This is a genomic window from Phycisphaerae bacterium, assembly GCA_012729815.1.
Classification (GTDB): domain Bacteria; phylum Planctomycetota; class Phycisphaerae; order JAAYCJ01; family JAAYCJ01; genus JAAYCJ01.
In genome coordinates, this window is record JAAYCJ010000266.1 from 1 (window position 1) to 16440 (window position 16440).

Consider the following 16440-nt stretch of genomic DNA (forward strand, 5'->3'; position numbering starts at 1 on the left):
ACCTGCTGGCGATGTGTCTGCCCAAGGAGCAATTCATCGGGACCGGGGCGTGGTATTTCCTGATCGTCAACTGCCTGAAGGTTCCGCCGATGGCGAGCCTCGGGCTGATCAACGGGCCGTCGCTGACGTTCAACCTGATGCTGACGCCGGTGATCGCGATTGGCGCGGTGGCGGGGATCTTTCTGGTCAAGTACATCCCTCAGAAGCGATTTAATCAGGCGGTCCAACTGCTGGCGGCCGCTGCGGCGGTCAGATTACTTTTCTAGCCGAGGTACGGTCTACGGCTGTGATCCGCCGTCCGCCTGGACGGGTGATGTTCCGGCTTGACGGAGAAGCCTGTCGGAGAATGAGCCAGCCGGCTTTTCGATAGGGCTGTCATTGTCGGCAGTGGGACTAGGTTTTTGTTTTGGCAGGGCCTTACCCAAAGACTTTTTGATGCGGGCTTTAACCTTCGCTGCTTCTTCGCCTTCTGTGGCGTCTCGCTTGAGTACTTCGTTCAGCAGTATCTTTGAAATCTCGGACTGGTCGACTTTCAGCCCTGGGGCCAGTTTTCGCAGTTCCCTTCTCAGGACGTCGACCACCGGATCGCTGAGGACCAGTGCCGCAAGAGTGAAGCGGTTGAGGACTTGAACCCTCTCGTAGAATTCCCCTCGGACGTCTTTGCTCAGCCCTTCTTTGCAGAGGATGAAAAGCCTCTCCTGGTCTTCGGCTTTGCGCGGGCTGAGCGTCAGCAAGTTGATGCTGCAGACGAGATCGTAGTTTATCGGCTGCTCGAATCGAATCCTGTAGATTTCCCAGATCACCCCGTTGGTCAGCACGACCCACTGCACGCCGTAGTTCGCCCCGTAGTCCACCACCTGGCGTAGATGGTTTTCTTTGAGGTCGATCCCTACGGCCTTGACCTCTATGAGAAACTGTATCTTGCTATCGATCTTCACCGCGAGGTCGCAGTAGGTTCCTCTGACGGCGAATTCGCTGGTGATTTCGAGGTACTTGTCGTAGCCGAATACCTCGCCGAGCATGTCGTTAATGATGGCGACGGTATCCGATTCGTTGAGGTCCCGGTCCTTGGCAATCTGGAGCACGTTCTGGAACTTACCCACGTTTTTTGCCAGACGCTCAGAGACTTTTTTCGGAATCGCCGCCATTTTGTCGCTCCTAACCGCCACGTATGAGAAATGCCTGCAATCCAATAACGACAGCCGCACAAACGGTCCGCCGCCACAACACGACCCAATATAAAGCGAGTGGCATTGCGTGTCAAAGAGTCTCTTATTGTGACTACTGATGAACGGCTTTCAGCGTCGCACCAGTCTTTGCCAGGTCATTTTCTCCTGTCATAGACCACCTTCCCCTCGCGCAGGACCGTGGCGGCGAATGACAGCGGGGTTTTGGCCTGTTCTTCCAGTTCTTCGGGCGTGTAGACGATGACGTCCATCGCGAATGGGTGGGGGCGGAAGAGCTTGTAGATGGTACGGCTGCGTTTGAAGGGCGGCTCGTCGCTTTCCGCGACGACCAGCAGATCGACGTCGCTTTGTTCGTCGGCGGCGCCCCTGGCGTGCGAGCCGAACAGGATGACCCGCTCAGCCCGAACTTCTTCGGCGATTCGATGGGCCACGCGCTCGATGTCCCGGAGCGTCACCATATTTCTACTATAAGTGGTTGTACGGTCGGATTCAAGGTGTCACTGCCAAGTTTCGGCAGGGCACGACCTCTCGACGCGCCATCTTCCGCTTGTGTCCGATACGTCGTTGGGGTTCGCGGGGTTGTTCCATGGTGACGAAAGGCTGGTGCGTCCGGAGGACACACCCTACGGATGGGCTTCGGTCGTTGGTGTTGGATTCGGGGTTCCGCTTTCGTACAATGCATCCTTTGCCGCAGGCAGATCGGTTAGGAGCAGGCGATGCAGAAGAGAGACGGCATGAACTATGCCGCGGAAGGCAGATCGGCGCCGGTGGTCGGGTCCGGGGAGTTCGTTTTCGGGGCGGTCGCCCTGGATCACGGGCATATCTATGGCATGTGCAACGGTTTGACGGAGGCTGGGGCGACGCTCAAGTGGGTCTACGATCCGGACCCAGCCAAGGTCGAGGCGTTCGCCAAGAAGTTTCCGCGGACCAGGATCGCCCGGAGCGAACGGGAAGTGCTGGAGGACGGCGAGGTGCGGTTGATCGCCGGAGCGGCGGTGCCGTCGGAGCGGTGTGCTCTGGGTTTGCGGACGATGGACCACGGCAAGGATTACTTCACCGACAAGTGCCCGTTCACCACGCTCGAACAACTTGGCCAGGCGAAGGCCAGGGCGGCTCAGACGAAGCTCAAGTACATGGTTTACTACAGCGAGCGGTTGCACGTCGAGTGCGCCGTGCACGCCGGCGCGCTGATCGAGCAGGGGGCGATCGGCCGGGTGGTTCAGACGATCGGCATGGGTCCGCACCGCCTGAGCGCGGCTTCGCGGCCGGCGTGGTTCTTCGAGAGGGACAAGTACGGCGGCATTCTGTGCGATATCGGCAGCCATCAGATCGAGCAGTTCCTGCACTACACGGGCGCCAACGACGCGACCGTTCAGCACAGTAAGGTGGGCAACTACAACAGCCCGGAGTATCCGGAGCTTGAGGATTTCGGCGACGCGACGCTGGTGGCCGACAATGGGGCGACGGGCTACTTCCGCGTGGACTGGCTGACGCCCAACGGCGTGCGGGCCTTCGGCGACGGCCGGACGTTCATCCTCGGGACGGAGGGTTTCATCGAGCTGCGCAAGTACACCGAACTGGCCCGCGAGGACGAGCGAGACGTGCTGTACCTGGCCAACCACGAAGGCGAACAGCGGATGAGCCTGTCGGGCAAGGTGGGCTATCCGTTCTTCGGCAAGCTCATCCTCGACTGCCTCAACCGCACGGAAGAGGCGATGACCCAGGCCCACGCGTTCAAGGCGGGCGAGCTGTGCCTGATCGCCCAGCAGCAGGCGGTGCGGGTGGCCTAGCCGACAGGGCGGAGACGGCCCGGTCGGTGCGGCGGAAAGAGACGTGTCATGATGCCTTTTGTGCTCAAGCGGCCAAACGGACTGGTGATGCGGGTTGCGGCGCTGGTTCTCGGCGTTGCGGCTGGGGCGATCGGTTCGTGCAGCGGGTTTCCGGAGACGATCGATCCGGCGTTGGTTTTCGGGCCCGGCGATATCAACGAACTGCTCGACTTGCACACCGACTCCCACGTGGACGCTGGGTGTTCGGTCGAGATCATCGCCGACAACGACCGAGCGTTCGAGGCCGCCTGCGAACTGATTCGCACGGCGCAGGACCACATTAACGTCGAGACGCTGTACTTCGGCGACGACGAGGGCTTGGATCGCGACATCGCCCGCGAGTTCATCGCTCTGCTGGCTGAGCGGGTGGCGGCCGGCGTGGCGGTCAACGTGGTTGTCGATGCGGTCGCCCAGGGCCTCTTCAGCAAGCCGGCACTGCTCGATGAATTGGAGGCGGCGGGCGTTTGCCTTCGGCGGTACGCTCCGCCCGCGGACAAGGTGTTGCTCGATCAGGTCCTGTATCGGACGCACAAGAAGATCCTGATCGTCGACGGACTGCGGGCCCTGGCGGGCGGCCGCAATATGGGCTTTCACTACTTCGGCCACGGCCAGTGGCGCGACACCAGCGTGCTGCTGACGGGCCCAGCCGTGGCGACTCTCCAGCGGGAGTTCGCCCGCGACTGGCAGGCTCTCGGCGGCGAAGTCGGCGACGAGGCTCGATGGTTTCCAGTCCTCGCTGCGACGGGGCCGGTCAACCTTCGCCTGATCGATCACCGCCCGGCGGAGGATGACTTTGACCTCAACACAGCCGTCTTTCTCGCGGTCCGGTCGGCGACGGCGCGGATCGACATCGCGACGCCGAACCTCAACCCGCCCGGCTGGCTGGCCGATGAGCTGGCCGCCGCCGTCGGCAGGGGGGTTCGGGTGGGGATACTGACCAATTCCGAGGCCAACGGCGAGTCACCCTCGGTCTGGGCGGCCTACGCGTTCTGGTTCAAGCCGCTGAGTGACGCGGGCGTCGGCATCCACTTCTGGGATCGCCCGGGCTGCAAGCTGCACGCCAAGACGCTGGTGGTTGACGACCGGCTGGCCATCGTCGGCTCGCACAATTTCAACTGCCGCAGCGTCGCGTGGGACGCTGAGAACGCGGTGGTCTTCACCGATCCCGCCGAGGTCGCCGAGGTCGCGGCCATGCTGGAAAGCGACTTCGCCGATCCGGATGTGTGGGAAGTCGATTCGGCGTGGCTCGACGCCGAACTGGCGGAGCGCGGGGAGTTCTGGGAGTTCGCCCATCAGTTCGGTTGGCTCTTCAAGTCGGCGGAAGAGGGTCCGTGAATCGCGTCGCCGCGGCGACACAAGACCGCTGGTTCCGAGCCGAGCGCCGAAGGCGGTCCTTGCTTTTGTGATCCGCGATGATAGGATGGGGCTGGTGGGAAGGGGCGTGCGCCGCAAGATCAGGAAGACCACCATGAACAGCCAACGTGCACCACGGCCGAGATTTCTGAGATGGGTTCTGGTCGCCGCGATTACGGGCATCGTCATCGTCGCAGCCGTCCATACGGTGCTGCTGCCCGTGCTGGTGCGGCACCGCGTCAGCCAGGAGGTGGCCAGGCATTGGGCCGGGATGATCGTGATCGATCAGGTCCGGATTGACTACGACGGGCCGATCATCCTGGAGGACGTGTCGCTGCGCGACGGGCAGGGACGGGAGTGGGCGGCGGTGCGGCGGGCAACGCTGATGTTGGCCAACTGGCCGGGGCGCAGCCCGGATCTGGTGGGGCTGGAGTTGGCCGGGGCGGCGATCCGGCTGCACCGCGAGGAAGGGGCGATCGAAGCGCCGCTGCGCGTGCCGGAGGAGGAGGACGAGGATCAGACGCCGCTGCGGTCGTTGGCGCTCCACGACGCCTACGTCGAGATTGTGGATGAGGATTCTTCCCATCGGGTCGTCAAGGACATCAGCCTGACGGCGGAGTTGGCGAAAGGCCGGTACGACCTGCGGCTTAAGGGCCGTCCGCCGCAGGCGCCGAACCTGCTGACGTTGGCTGGGACGCTGGACCCGAACGAGGACCGGCTGGTGATCGATCGGGTGGTCTCGGATGTGCTGAAGGGCAAGATCGAGGCGGATATCGTCAAGCGCGACCCGCCCGACGCCCCGGCGGAGTACGACGGCAAGTTCGCCACCGACGCGCTCGATCTGGTCTCGCTGATGCAGACGTTGGGTCTGCCGCGCGAGCGGGCGCGCGGGCAGCTTACGCTGGACTACCGCTTTGCCTATCGCGGCGGCGACGGCCTGCGTGGCAACGGGATGTTTCTGATCGACGACGCCGATCTGCTCCACGTGCCGATCATCACCCACATCTTGGAGAGGCTCAAGCTGCCGGTCGGACAGGGGCTGAGCAAGTCGGATGCGGGTGGCGTGTTTTCCAACAAGGGCGCCGTGGTGACCTTCCGCGAGGCCCGGCTGGCCAACGCGGTGTCGGCCATGGAGACCGAACCCGGCGGCGCCGTCAATCTTCAGACCGAGCATCTGGATTTCTACGTGATCGTGGTGCCCATTGAGGGGGCCCGCAAGCTCCTCAAGTCAATCCCGATCATCAACCTGTTCGTTCACCTGCGGGACCGGTTGACCCGCGTCCACGTCGAGGGGCGGTGGTCCGATCCGCCGGCGACCCTGATCAGGGTCGAGCCGGTCAAGGACGTTCGCGACGCCACGCTCGGGTTTCTGCGCGACATGGTCCACACCGGCGGCGAATTCTCGCGCCAGGCGAACCAGGATCTCCGCAATCTGTTTTCGGCGATGACCGGTGAGGGCCGCGAGTAGACGCAGTTCGGCATTCGAGGAGGATTGGCACGGAGCACGCGGACCACGCGGAAAGAGAAGTGGATTGGGGAAATCGCGCTGACACCTACCGTTTTTGGGCGTTTTCGGTATGCTTGGTCACATGGATGCTGCGGTTGACATCGGGAACAGACCTTCCGTCGACGCGCCCTCTCCGTCAGGCTGGGAACTCGGCGATCTGTGGCGTGTGGCGATGCTTGGGGTGATTCAGGCCGTCTTCGTCGCCTTGTTGTGGCCGCCGTTTCTGACCAATTGGGACAGTTACCTTTACACGTACGCCGCGTTTGGCTTCGAACCGATTCCGCTGGCCCTCGGCCGGTGGCTTTACCCAGCGATGCTCGGTTCGGTGTGGGCCGTTTTCCATCGGCTTTTTTCCATCGATCCCGATGACGCCTGGATGGTATTTTCCGGGGTTTCCGCGGCGGCTGCGATGGTGAACGTGGTTCTGTTCTACGGCCTGTCCCGCCGCTGGATCGGGCCGCGCGGCGCTTTGCTGGCCTCGGCGATCGTGGTGTCCAGTCCGCTGGTGGGCATCTACGGCTCAGCGGTGATGACCGAGACATTCGCGATGACGTTGCTGCTTGTGAGTTTGCTCTTTGTACAAGGCCATCCGAGTCTGCTGCGGACGGCTGTGGCGGGTTTGATGTTCGGCGCCGCCTGCGCCATTCGGGAGCCGATGATCTTTCTTGTTCCGCTTCACTTGGGTCTGATCTGGCGATATGGCCGCGATCATTCGCGCCGCTTCGCCTGCCTCGGCCTTTTTGCTTCGTTGGCGGTCCTTGCGGTTGGGCTCAATACCCTGGCGGGCTATCTGAGCGATCCGCAGTGGGTTGTCCGCTATCATGAGTGGTCGGCTGGGATGCTCGCCGAGCGATCCGACACGGGCCTGGTCCTGCCTCGGCTGTTTCTGGCCAATCTTGTCTGTTACGCTGGGTATCTGCTGACGTTTTCGCCGGTCCTGCCGTTCCTGATGCCGGTTCTCCTGCTGCGCCGGCGGTGCGTTTCGCCCATCTGGTTCAGGCCGCTGCTGCTGGCGTTCGGCTTGTACAGCCTGGCCCAGATCGTTAACCATACCTTGCCGGTGAATCCGCGTTTCGTCATTCCCGCCGGAGTGCTCGCGACGATTCCCATCGTCTGGTCCCTGGGCCGACGGTGGCCGGTACTGTTGCGGTGGAAGGCGACGGCGGCGGTCATTGTGGCGGTGAATCTGTTGTTGCTTGCCGCGGACTGGGATTGGGTCGAGGAATTCCACTTCTATCCCGCGCGGGCTTCCCTCGCCACGTTCGAGACGCTCCATCTGGCCTCAGAGCACGCGGTTCTCTTTCCCGGCGCACTGACTCCGGTGGTTCACTACTACAAGGAGACGCGGGATCTGCCTTGGCGGATCGTCCACTCGGGATGGTCTTTCGATCCGCAGAGCGCCAGGGAGGCCCTGAATTTCGCCGAAAAAGAGGGCTGCCCGGTGCTGCTGGTCGATCCGTGGTTCTGGCGAGACGTGAGTTTCGGCCCCGGCGAACACGAGACCTATCAGCGGATCAACTATGGCGAACGTTCCCCGTCTCCGGTCGCCAACTTCAGTTTGCTGTCGCCCAGGGGCGATCCGCCGGTTACGACAACTCGAACCGCACCGCCACCTGCTGCTGTCCGTCCAGGATCGATTGAGGACGATTGACGCGGACGACTTGGCTGGTGAACACCTTGGCTGGATAGCGGTCGGCGGCAAGACCTTCCGGCGAGGGGAAGTTGACCTCGAGTCCCTCCGCCATGCGGATGGGGGCCGTCAGCGGCAGGCGCAATAGGGCGCCGTTGGACGAGATATTGACGCTTCGGCCGTTGTAGAACTTGCCGGTTGCCTCATGCCAGACGCAGACCGGCCAGTCGAGTTTGTACCGCTTGGCTTTGCGATGTTCCTGGGTTTGGGCTTCCGTGGGTCCCATCGGCGTTCCTCGGACTTTTGACCATTCTCCCTATCGTCTTATCGGACAAGGGTATCGGCGGACTTGACCAAACCCGCCGGCCCCCCGGAGCGGCACGGACCACGCGGAGGGGAGAGGAATTGGAGAAAGAGAACGCTGGACAGCAAGACGCAGAAAGGGGCCCGTCGCCCTCGGCGAAACCTGTTTTGCGAAGCTCTTGCCGTGGCGGATGTTTTGGGTTACAATCCTGCCGGAATGGCCGGCGCCGACGGGGGGCCGGTCGGGAGTCTTCGAGTGACAGGGGGAAATCCGATGCACAGGAAGATGGTCGTTATGTTCGTGGCGATGGGTGTCGTCTGCGCGGCGATGCTTCTGTCGACGCTGGCTGTGGCCCAGCAGGGTCAGGAGCCGGACCAGGGCGTTTCGGAGCCGAACGCTCAGGAGCCCAATGCTCAAGAGCCGACCAACGGCGAGACCGAAGGTCAGGACCCCAATCAGCAGGGCATGGCCAAGTCGCAGATGATGCGGAAGTGCGGGATGATGATGAAGAAGGCTGGCATGTCCGAGCAGGAGATCGCCGCCTTCCAAGCCGTCCACCAGATGCCGATCCACGTGGACAGCCCGAGCATCATCCTGGGACGGGCCGAGGAGTTGAACCTGACGGCTGAGCAGAAGGAGAAGCTCAGGGCCATCGAGAGCGATGCCCGACAGCGGGCCCGCGACGTCCTGGACCAGCAGCAGAAGGACAAGCTCGGCAAGCCGTTCGGTCAGCCGACCAGCCTCATGGACGTCTGCCGCAAGATGCACCAGGGCAAGATGGGCAATTCGATGATGCAGCAGAAGAAGGACCAGGGCATGTGCCCGTGTCCCGCTTGTCCCATGATGCAGAAATCGCAGAAGCAGGACGAACAGCAGGCGCCGCAACAGGGTCAGTAGGGCGGTTCGTCGTCGTAGGGCGCAGCATCGACGTGCGGGTCACCGGGATTGCTGTGGAAAGAACTCTTCGCGCATGTCGCGAAGGGCGGGAAATTTCCGCCGGTAGTGTTCCAGGTCCGCCAGATCGATCTCGGTGGCGATCACGGCCTGCTCGCCGGCGGCCTCGGCCAGAGTCTCGCCTTTGGGGCCGATGATCCGGGTCTCGCCCGCGTAGTCCAGTTTGGGGTCGCGGCCGCAGCGGTTAACCCCGACCACGTAGGCTTGGTTCTCGATGGCCCTGGCAATCAGCAGTGCCCGCCAGTGGTGTGCCCGTGCCGCCGGCCAGTTGGCGATCACGGCGAAGACCGTCGCTCCCGACCGCACCGCCCGGCGAAACGCCTCGGGAAACCGCAGGTCGTAGCAGACAAAGGGCGCGACCTTCGCCTGACCCCAGTCGAACGTGACCACCTGCTCGCCCGGTTCGTAGAATCGCGTTTCACCCGCGAACGAAAACGGGTGCAGCTTGCAGTACCGCGCGATCAGGCAACCGTCCGGCCCGAAGGCGACGGCTTCGTTGCGACCTCGGCCGTCGCGGCTGAGATTCACCACGCCGCCCAGCGTGAAGCACCCGTACCGCACCGCCGTTTCCGCCAGGAACCGCTCAGCCGGTTTCGCCTCGCCTTCGGCGATCCGCTCCACCTCCATGCTGAACCCGGTCGAGAACATCTCCGGCAACACCACCAGATCGCCTCGCTCGACCCGCGCCGCCTCGATCAGCCGCTTTGCCCGAGCCAGGCTTTCGCCCTTATCCTCCCACGCGATATCCAGTTGAACCGCCGCGATCCTCATGGGGTCGTCTCGCTGCGTCCCGATTTCCCGCTGTCCATTCTCCGCCGGACTTTTTCCCAGTCGTGGGCGATCAGGAAGCTCTCATCCATGTTCTCGACCATCCGGACGAATCTCTTCATCGGCACGGCGAAGGTCAGTTCGTCGCTGCGGAGACAGGGACGGGCTGAAACGTCAAAGCTGCCCAGGACCGCCCGTGGGCGCTGGCTGCGGTTTTCCAGGTAGGGATACTCGACCATCGTGCCACAGCCGGCGGCGAACGGGGCGATCACGCCGAACGGGTCCGCCTCCTCGAAATTGGCCAGCGTGAACAGGCCCGCGAGCACGTCCGCTGAGGCGAAGAAGATCACCGCTTCCGGTTCGTCCGACGGTTCCAGAGTGTCCCATCGCTTAAAGACGACAAATCGCGCCGGGGCCTCGAACTCCGGAGCGTTCGCGAGGAACTGCCTGACCAACTCCGGCGTCTTCTTGTAGCGTTCGCCTTCCATGCGGCCGGGAATACCGCAGGACAGGAAGTACTCGAAATCCGGCATCCGCTCGCGCGAAAAACCCAGGTAGTTCCTCGCTCCGCTGCAGCCTAATGACGTCGCGTCCAGCCGCACCGTCCGGCCGCGCCGAGCTTTGGCGATGTCGGCGATCACGCAGCGGTGGCCTTGCGGCGGCGTGATTGTCTCGGCTTCGATCTCCTGGTCGGTGTAGAAGAACACGATCGGCAGTTCGGCCCGGCCGAAGTACCTGCTCCAACGCTCCAGAAACGCATCCTTGATCTTGAAAGCCATCGCGTGTCTCCGTTGATGGTCGAGGCGGCTATGCGTACTTCCCATACTCCCGGCCAACCCGCACCATGGCCCGGATGTTCTCATCCGGCGTATCGCGGCCGCACTGATCGCCCGTCGAGAGGATAAAGCCGCCGCCCTCGCCCGCGTCGTCGATGGCCTGACGGCAGGCCCGCTCGACGTCCTGGACGCTTCCGAACAGCATCACGTCGGTGGTGTGCAGGTTGCCCATCAGGCTCATCCGCCCGTTGGCGATGCGTTTGGCCTCAGCCAGCGTGATATCGCCCATCGGCGGGGCCTCCAGCGGGTTGAGGCAATCCAGGTCCGTCTCCGCTGGGAACGTCTCAACGAGCAGCTTGCTTTTGCCGCACGAGTGCAGCATGGTCGGCATGCCGGCCTGCTTGCACAGCCGCGTGACCTCCTTGACTGTCGGCAGCGAGTACTTGCGAAAAAGCTCCGGGTTCGACATCGTGATCAGGCCCGACGCGCCGATGCAGATGTAGTCGATCGTCATCGGCGCAGCCAAGCACGCCCTGGCTACGTCCACGATCCGCCGGTGGTGGATACTGCACCACTGTTCCATCAGTTCCGGATGGTCGTAGGCGGCCATGATCGCCGCCTCCAAGCCGCCGTCGAACCACTCAAACCACATCGGCGGGCCCGGGCACTCCAGCATGATTCCCCAGATGCCCAGGTCGCCGAACGAGTCGTAGTCCTCCTGTCCGCCGCGCCAATCGACGTCGGCCAGGTCCGCATCGAACCACCGCAGAATCTCCGGCAGGTCGCGCTCCACGTCCTTGATGACCTTCTCGGTCTTCGTGGGCGGATCGCCCGGATAGTAGAGCATCCGCTGACGCAACGTCGTGCCGCCCAAATGGCAGAGCGTGGTCTCCTCGAACCGCCCCTCGGGCATCTCCCGTACCTGGGACTCGTACCGCATTTCCACGCCGCTTCGGCTTTTCCAGTGGAACTGCGGGTTCCAGTACCAGTACCAGCCGTCGAAGCCGAAATACTTGACCGCCTCCACGTACGCCCGTCCCAGCGGAGGGTTGTTGTGCAGGTATATCTGCTCGAAGCTCTTGCCGGTCAGGCGGCACGGGATCATGTTCGAGATGTCCGGGCAGACCGGAACGTGATCGGCCTGGCCGCCGCACATGGCGATCAGCATGCGTTCCTTGCTCGTCATGGAGCTGCTCCGTTTGCCAGATAAGATCAGACCTTCTTCGGATTGTCGTTTTCGCCGCTTTCGCCGCCGTCCTGGTCGCGCTTGCCCGGCACGAACAGCCTGCCTACCGCCAGCGTTGCATCGCGCGACCCCTTGACCACCTTGCCGCCGGCTGAGCCGACGCCGCGGACCACCTGCAATCCGGCGTTCATGGTTCGTCGGCCGACGCCTGGCTGTTCCGTCTCTTCCTGCAGCGGTTCTTGCGGCAACGGCGCCGCAAGAACGCCCTCGGCGGCGGGTTTCGGGTTTCGGAAGAACATCCCCACCGCGCTGCCGGTCGCTTCGAGCACCGCGACCAGCCGGTCGCGGACCTCCTTGGCGGTCGCGCCCGCCCGCACCCCGATCGTCGGCCAGATGTCCTTGAGGAAAATGTCCGTCACATCCGAATAGAACACCACCGCCCGCCGGCGAAGGGTGTCCTTGGCCTCCAGTTCGCTCCAGCCGCGGAACGCCCGGCACCGGGCCATCGCGGTGTGGCCGACCACCGAGGTCATGAACCCCGCCCCGATTCCCTGGGCGATGTCGTCCACGAACTTGCCCATCACCGGCACCTTCGAGCCAAGGCTTTCGAGCAGGCTCTTGCCCATGTTCAGGAAATTCACCGTCGCCACCACGTTGAGCGTGTCGGCCAGGATGCGAAGCTGCTCCTTAAGCCGCGGCCGGCTGTTGTAGATTCGGATGATCCGAATGGTCATCATCAGGTTGCGGTAGATCACGATGCCCAGGTCGCCGGCTTTGTACGGGCTCAGCGTCACCCACAGCATCACGTCGCGGGTGCTGGCCCGGGTCTGCCGGGCCGCCTCTTCGTCCAAAACGGCCAGCAGCGGGCGGATCACCTCATCCTCGGCCCGCGCGATCGCCGCTGGCACGGCTGGCCCTTCGAGTGCGCCCTCCAGATCCAGCCGGCCCTTGGCGGCGAGCGCCCGATCGTCGGCGGCCAGGACCGGATTGCGTTCCAGCCGTTCGATGTACCGGCACAGGTATCGCCCGTAGCGACCAAGCTCGCGATCGGTCGCCCTGGTCCGGTCCACGACCGCCGGCGGACGCAGGACTACCGGGCGAGACCAGAGGTTGACCGTCAGGTACACCGCCAGCCATCCGATCGCCACGGCCAGGATCGCCAGAAACGCAACGCCCGCCGCCGGATGCAGTTCGGCCAGCGTCTGGTAGGCCCGAATGACCTCGATGACCGCGAAAAACGACAGCGCCACTCCCACCACCACCGCCATCGTCCGCAGCATTCGCCACCACTGTCGCAGCATGGCCCACTCCTTACACCCGCGCCTGATTCAATTATACTCATAGCGCGTGCGGAAACCATCCTCTGGAGAGAGGTGCCGCCGGGTCGGGCAGGGGGCAAGCCTCAGTATTCCTTCACCCAGTCCGGCTCGATGTCCGCCGCTGCGGATTCCGAGATCCAGAAATCGGTCCGCAGGTGCTGGTGGAGTGAGGTCGGCACCCGCGGCGTGACCGGGCCGTGGGCGGCCAGGCGCGTGGCGATCCGCTGCCATGAGGTCGAGGTGCCGTGAACGGTGATGGCGTTGATGTCGATCCGGTTTTTCGAGGCGATCACGTCGCGCGGCCCGATGGTGGCCGCCATCGGCGGGACGGCGGCGATGTCGCCGCTCTTGCCGAAGCTGCCGTGCATCGAGTTCTGGGCCAGCGTGAACGGGCTGAGCGTGCAGATCCGCGCGCCCATCTTCTTCCACTCCTCGAGCGGGGCGTCGAATTCGGGGGCGTCCGGCTCGATGAACGCCAGGTGGCCGGTCCAGCCGGGGCCGCTGTAGCAGATGTCGGCTTCGCCCGCATCCGCGATCATCCGGCTGTAGTCCTTGATGTTCTTGTCGCTCGGGCCCTTGCACTGCTCCTCGGGCATCCGCAAATCCTCGTCGATCCGGCTCCAGAAGTACTTCTTGAACGCGTGCATGAAGCCAAGCGGCCAGTCTTCCGGAGCGGCGACGCCGTGCTCGTTGGCGTACTCGTCCATGTTGAACGTGTACACGTTACGGCAGTTGACGCGGAACTTGTTGATCAGGTACACCACCTTGGCGTAGACCGGGCAGGGGTTGGGTGTGATGATCACGATCTTGCGGCCGGCGTCCGAGGCCTCCTTGATCCGGGCGAACATGTCGGTGACCCACATGAAGCCGATCATGTCGTCCGGGTGAATGCTGATCCGGAAATCGGGGTTCGGGTGCCTGGTCAGGTCCTCCCGCTTGATCTTGCGCACCCGCTCAAGGGCGGCGACATCGCGAAACGGCACGTGCTTCGACGGACTAAAGCTCCACTCGACCATAACCCAAACCTCCATTGGCCACAGGGGTAATAAACGCCGCCACTTTAGGCGAGACCCGCCGCCGAAATCAACAAAAACCCGCCGAGGAAAGGGCTACATGGCCACGTGCCGGAGGTCTATCTGTCCGGATACAGGTCATCGACCGCATCCCGCGCGGCCGGGTTGATGACCAAATGGGTGGTCCCTCGGGCGAGCACGGCCGCCTTCTTCCGCTGAGCGTCGAGCAAGTATAAGAAGCCTCCGCCCTCGCATACAACGACTCCCGGTTGGTTGGTGGGCAGTCCCGACTCCGGTCCACCCGCGCCAATACCGAGCAGGCCGATGTTCAACCGGAACGTCACCATCTCGCCGTCTGGCCGTTGCACCCACACCCCTGCGCCCAACCCAGGGACGGCGCGCATGTGATAACCATGCTGGTACCATCTCGTTCGCTCAATGCTGGCATAGTTGCTCGGCCAGATGCGGTAGTTGCCGGCCACCCGCTGTGGATTCGGCGCAACCGCAGTCAGTTCGGGTCCCGCGCAGTCCCACGCCATCAGTGCCCTCTTACCCGTTCCTACCGCCACGTAGACGACGTCGGGGTTCTCGCCGTCCCACCTTACTGTCATGTCCCACTCCGACCACGGTTCAACCCGCACGCGCCGGATGGTTCCGTGCGCCACGTCAGAAACGTGAAGCCGTTCGTCTTGCGCCCACGCGATGCGACGGGCATCTGTCGAAATATCAATCTGGTCGATGAACCGTGCTGATTGCACCTCTGCCAATGCGGTTCCGACCGAGCCGATCTGAGCGTAGTAAAGCCCACCCGATGCGCTGTTGTATACGATCAGACTCCCGTCCCGCGAGAGCACCATCATCGTGGCCTCGGAGGGTACGACTGTCTCAAGACCGCTGCCGTTTGCCCGTATACGGCAGATATGACCGGTCTCGCCATGGACGAAATATACCAGGTCTTCGCAGGCCGTCACCGCCAAGGGCGAATCCAGGAACTCCACGCCATACATGTTCTGCCGCGTCAGCAGGTAAAACACCGGTCCGACCACCAGATAGCTGCATACATTGGCGACGATTACCCCACGCAACACCACCCCGCCCGGCCGATCCAGCTTCTCTCGCATGCGTCGGCGGACCAAGTACCAGCCTTCCACCAGCACGCTCTTGGCCCAGTACAAGCCAATGAGCAGCAAGGCCCCATACGCGTAGTAGCGGATCGCATCCGGAAAGGACCGACCGCCCACCAGCCACAGGACCTTCGGCGCAAACAGGTACAACACCCATCCCGCCAGGGTCGAAAGCACGTTGGCGATCAGCACCGGCCGCCACAAACGCCGTCTCTGGACCTCCAACCAACCGCTCAAGACCAGCACTTCCACCGCCGTCACCACCGCCAGCAGCGGCAACAGGACTGTGATCCCATAGACGGCCACCAGCGGGAAATTGATCGCATCCGCCAACATCGCCCGTTCTCCCAGCCTAAAGAACCTCTCCTCCCCGTAGTATGGCACCACCGTCCCACGCCCACGTGCAGCCGAACCTTCAGAATCTCTGTTACCAACGTCTTCTCGACCGCCCGCCGCCTTCGCAGACTCTCACCGCCCACATTCCTGGGCCATTCCTTACGTTTCTATAGAAGTCCCTTTTGGCGTCTCTGCCTGTGCCCTTAAGAACGCCGATTTGCCTTCGCCCGATTCCCGTGCTATCTTTATTCAGTGGGGACACGCCCCGTCCTCGCCCGCGCGTCGCCCCGTGCGACGTTTGACAACTCAAGACCCGCCCGGAAGGGTCCGGAGCTCGGCAAATCTTACAATTTGTACAAAACCCGCGCGACCCTCGCACCGGCAAGGCCCTGCAACCATGACCCGCGGAATCCTGGATTTGTACGGATCGCACGTTTTGTACAACACGTGCGTCCCCCTTTCCGGATCTCCCTGCTCTCTGTTCCCGAATCTTCTCCGCGTGGTCCGTGTGCTCCGTGCCGCTCTTTCGGGTCTGTCCGAATGCGGCGGCTACGCGTTGATCTTCTTGATCAGCCACGCCATATTACGGCCGAGGACGCGCATGGTGTCCATGCCCTCCTCGTCCTCGCGGACCTCGCCGATTTCCCGGCCGATGCCGAGGTTCCAGTAGCGCGAGCCCGGCACGATCATCTGGTTGATCAGGAAGAAGTGGTTGATCGAGTCGTAGGCGTGGACGGCTCCGGCGCGGCGGGCTGTGACCACCGCGGCGCCGACCTTCCGGCGGAGCGCATCGCCGTTGGCCTTGGCCACGTAGCCCGCCCGGTCGATCAGGGCCTTCATCTCGGCTGTTATGTCGGCGAAGTAGGTCGGCGAGCCGAGAATGATGCCGTCCGCCGCTATCATCTTGGCAATGTACTCGTTGATCCCGTCATCGGTCACCACGCAGCGCTGGTTCTGGGCATGGAAACAGCCTCGGCACGCCCGGCATCCGCGCAGCGGCTTGCCCGCAAGCTGGACCATCTCCGTCTCGATCCCTTCCTTCTTGAGCTCCTCGAACATCTCGTTGATCAGGATCGCCGTGTTGCCGTCTTTGCGAGCACTGCCGTTGAACGCCACAACCTTCATCGATCGCACCTCCGCCAATGGTTGACCAC

The 16440-nt window shown here is 63.2% G+C and carries 16 protein-coding genes; 6 read left to right on the forward strand and 10 right to left on the reverse strand.

The genetic code is table 11. From position 1 onward, the window contains the following. A partial coding sequence (locus tag GXY33_17220; GenBank protein NLX06880.1) for a sulfite exporter TauE/SafE family protein occupies positions 1–266 on the forward strand: 266 nt, incomplete at its 5' end. A gap of 12 nt (positions 267–278) precedes the next feature. Here GXY33_17220 and GXY33_17225 read toward each other — a convergent pair. Both GXY33_17225 and GXY33_17230 read right to left on the reverse strand, forming a co-directional pair. Then, positions 279–1148, reverse strand: a complete 870-nt coding sequence (locus GXY33_17225; protein NLX06881.1) for a restriction endonuclease subunit R — start codon at positions 1146–1148, stop codon at positions 279–281. 176 nt (positions 1149–1324) lie between these two features. Then, positions 1325–1645 (reverse strand): nucleotidyltransferase domain-containing protein, encoded by a 321-nt coding sequence (locus tag GXY33_17230; protein NLX06882.1) that lies wholly within the window; start codon positions 1643–1645, stop codon positions 1325–1327. 258 nt (positions 1646–1903) lie between these two features. Here GXY33_17230 and GXY33_17235 point away from each other — a divergent pair, with 258 nt between their 5' ends. The 4 genes from GXY33_17235 (at position 1904) to GXY33_17250 (ending at position 7527) form a co-directional block, all read left to right on the forward strand. After that, positions 1904–2977, forward strand: coding sequence for a Gfo/Idh/MocA family oxidoreductase (locus tag GXY33_17235; protein NLX06883.1), 1074 nt, complete (start codon positions 1904–1906; stop codon positions 2975–2977). A gap of 48 nt (positions 2978–3025) precedes the next feature. Next, positions 3026–4351: a phosphatidylserine/phosphatidylglycerophosphate/cardiolipin synthase family protein gene (locus GXY33_17240; GenBank protein NLX06884.1), complete on the forward strand. Its 1326-nt coding sequence runs from the start codon at positions 3026–3028 to the stop codon at positions 4349–4351. A gap of 133 nt (positions 4352–4484) precedes the next feature. Further along, entirely contained in the window at positions 4485–5837 is a 1353-nt protein-coding gene (locus GXY33_17245; GenBank protein ID NLX06885.1) for an AsmA-like C-terminal region-containing protein, read from the forward strand. A 211-nt stretch (positions 5838–6048) separates the two neighbouring features. Beyond that, the gene (locus tag GXY33_17250; protein NLX06886.1) at positions 6049–7527 is read left to right on the forward strand and encodes a hypothetical protein; all 1479 of its coding nucleotides are present in this window, start codon (positions 6049–6051) and stop codon (positions 7525–7527) included. Here the strand turns inward: GXY33_17250 and GXY33_17255 are convergent. Next, positions 7463–7792 carry a PilZ domain-containing protein gene (locus tag GXY33_17255; protein ID NLX06887.1) on the reverse strand — a complete coding sequence of 110 codons (330 nt, stop codon included), beginning with the start codon at positions 7790–7792 and terminating at the stop codon, positions 7463–7465. The two genes, GXY33_17250 and GXY33_17255, sit on opposite strands and share 65 nt — an antisense overlap. A gap of 291 nt (positions 7793–8083) precedes the next feature. On the opposite strand from GXY33_17255, the gene GXY33_17260 reads away from it, so the two are divergent. Then, positions 8084–8707, forward strand: coding sequence for a hypothetical protein (locus GXY33_17260; GenBank protein ID NLX06888.1), 624 nt, complete (start codon positions 8084–8086; stop codon positions 8705–8707). 39 nt (positions 8708–8746) lie between these two features. Here GXY33_17260 and GXY33_17265 read toward each other — a convergent pair whose 3' ends face one another. The 7 genes from GXY33_17265 to GXY33_17295 all read right to left on the reverse strand — a co-directional run bounded on the left by GXY33_17265 (position 8747) and on the right by GXY33_17295 (position 16411). After that, positions 8747–9535 carry a carbon-nitrogen family hydrolase gene (locus GXY33_17265; protein ID NLX06889.1) on the reverse strand — a complete coding sequence of 263 codons (789 nt, stop codon included), beginning with the start codon at positions 9533–9535 and terminating at the stop codon, positions 8747–8749. After that, positions 9532–10311: a DUF169 domain-containing protein gene (locus GXY33_17270; protein ID NLX06890.1), complete on the reverse strand. Its 780-nt coding sequence runs from the start codon at positions 10309–10311 to the stop codon at positions 9532–9534. The genes GXY33_17265 and GXY33_17270 overlap by 4 nt, the downstream gene beginning before the upstream one ends. A gap of 28 nt (positions 10312–10339) precedes the next feature. Continuing rightward, on the reverse strand, positions 10340–11413 hold the full coding sequence (locus GXY33_17275) for a hypothetical protein (protein ID NLX06891.1): 1074 nt from the start codon (positions 11411–11413) through the stop codon (positions 10340–10342). Positions 11414–11520: 107 nt separating this feature from the next. Next, positions 11521–12795, reverse strand: coding sequence for a DUF697 domain-containing protein (locus tag GXY33_17280; GenBank protein ID NLX06892.1), 1275 nt, complete (start codon positions 12793–12795; stop codon positions 11521–11523). A 101-nt stretch (positions 12796–12896) separates the two neighbouring features. After that, complete coding sequence (locus GXY33_17285; GenBank protein NLX06893.1) at positions 12897–13829, reverse strand: hypothetical protein; 933 nt, start codon at positions 13827–13829, stop codon at positions 12897–12899. A 116-nt stretch (positions 13830–13945) separates the two neighbouring features. After that, positions 13946–15283, reverse strand: coding sequence for a hypothetical protein (locus tag GXY33_17290; protein ID NLX06894.1), 1338 nt, complete (start codon positions 15281–15283; stop codon positions 13946–13948). Positions 15284–15835: 552 nt separating this feature from the next. After that, positions 15836–16411: a flavodoxin family protein gene (locus GXY33_17295; GenBank protein ID NLX06895.1), complete on the reverse strand. Its 576-nt coding sequence runs from the start codon at positions 16409–16411 to the stop codon at positions 15836–15838. Positions 16412–16440 lie beyond the last annotated feature (29 nt).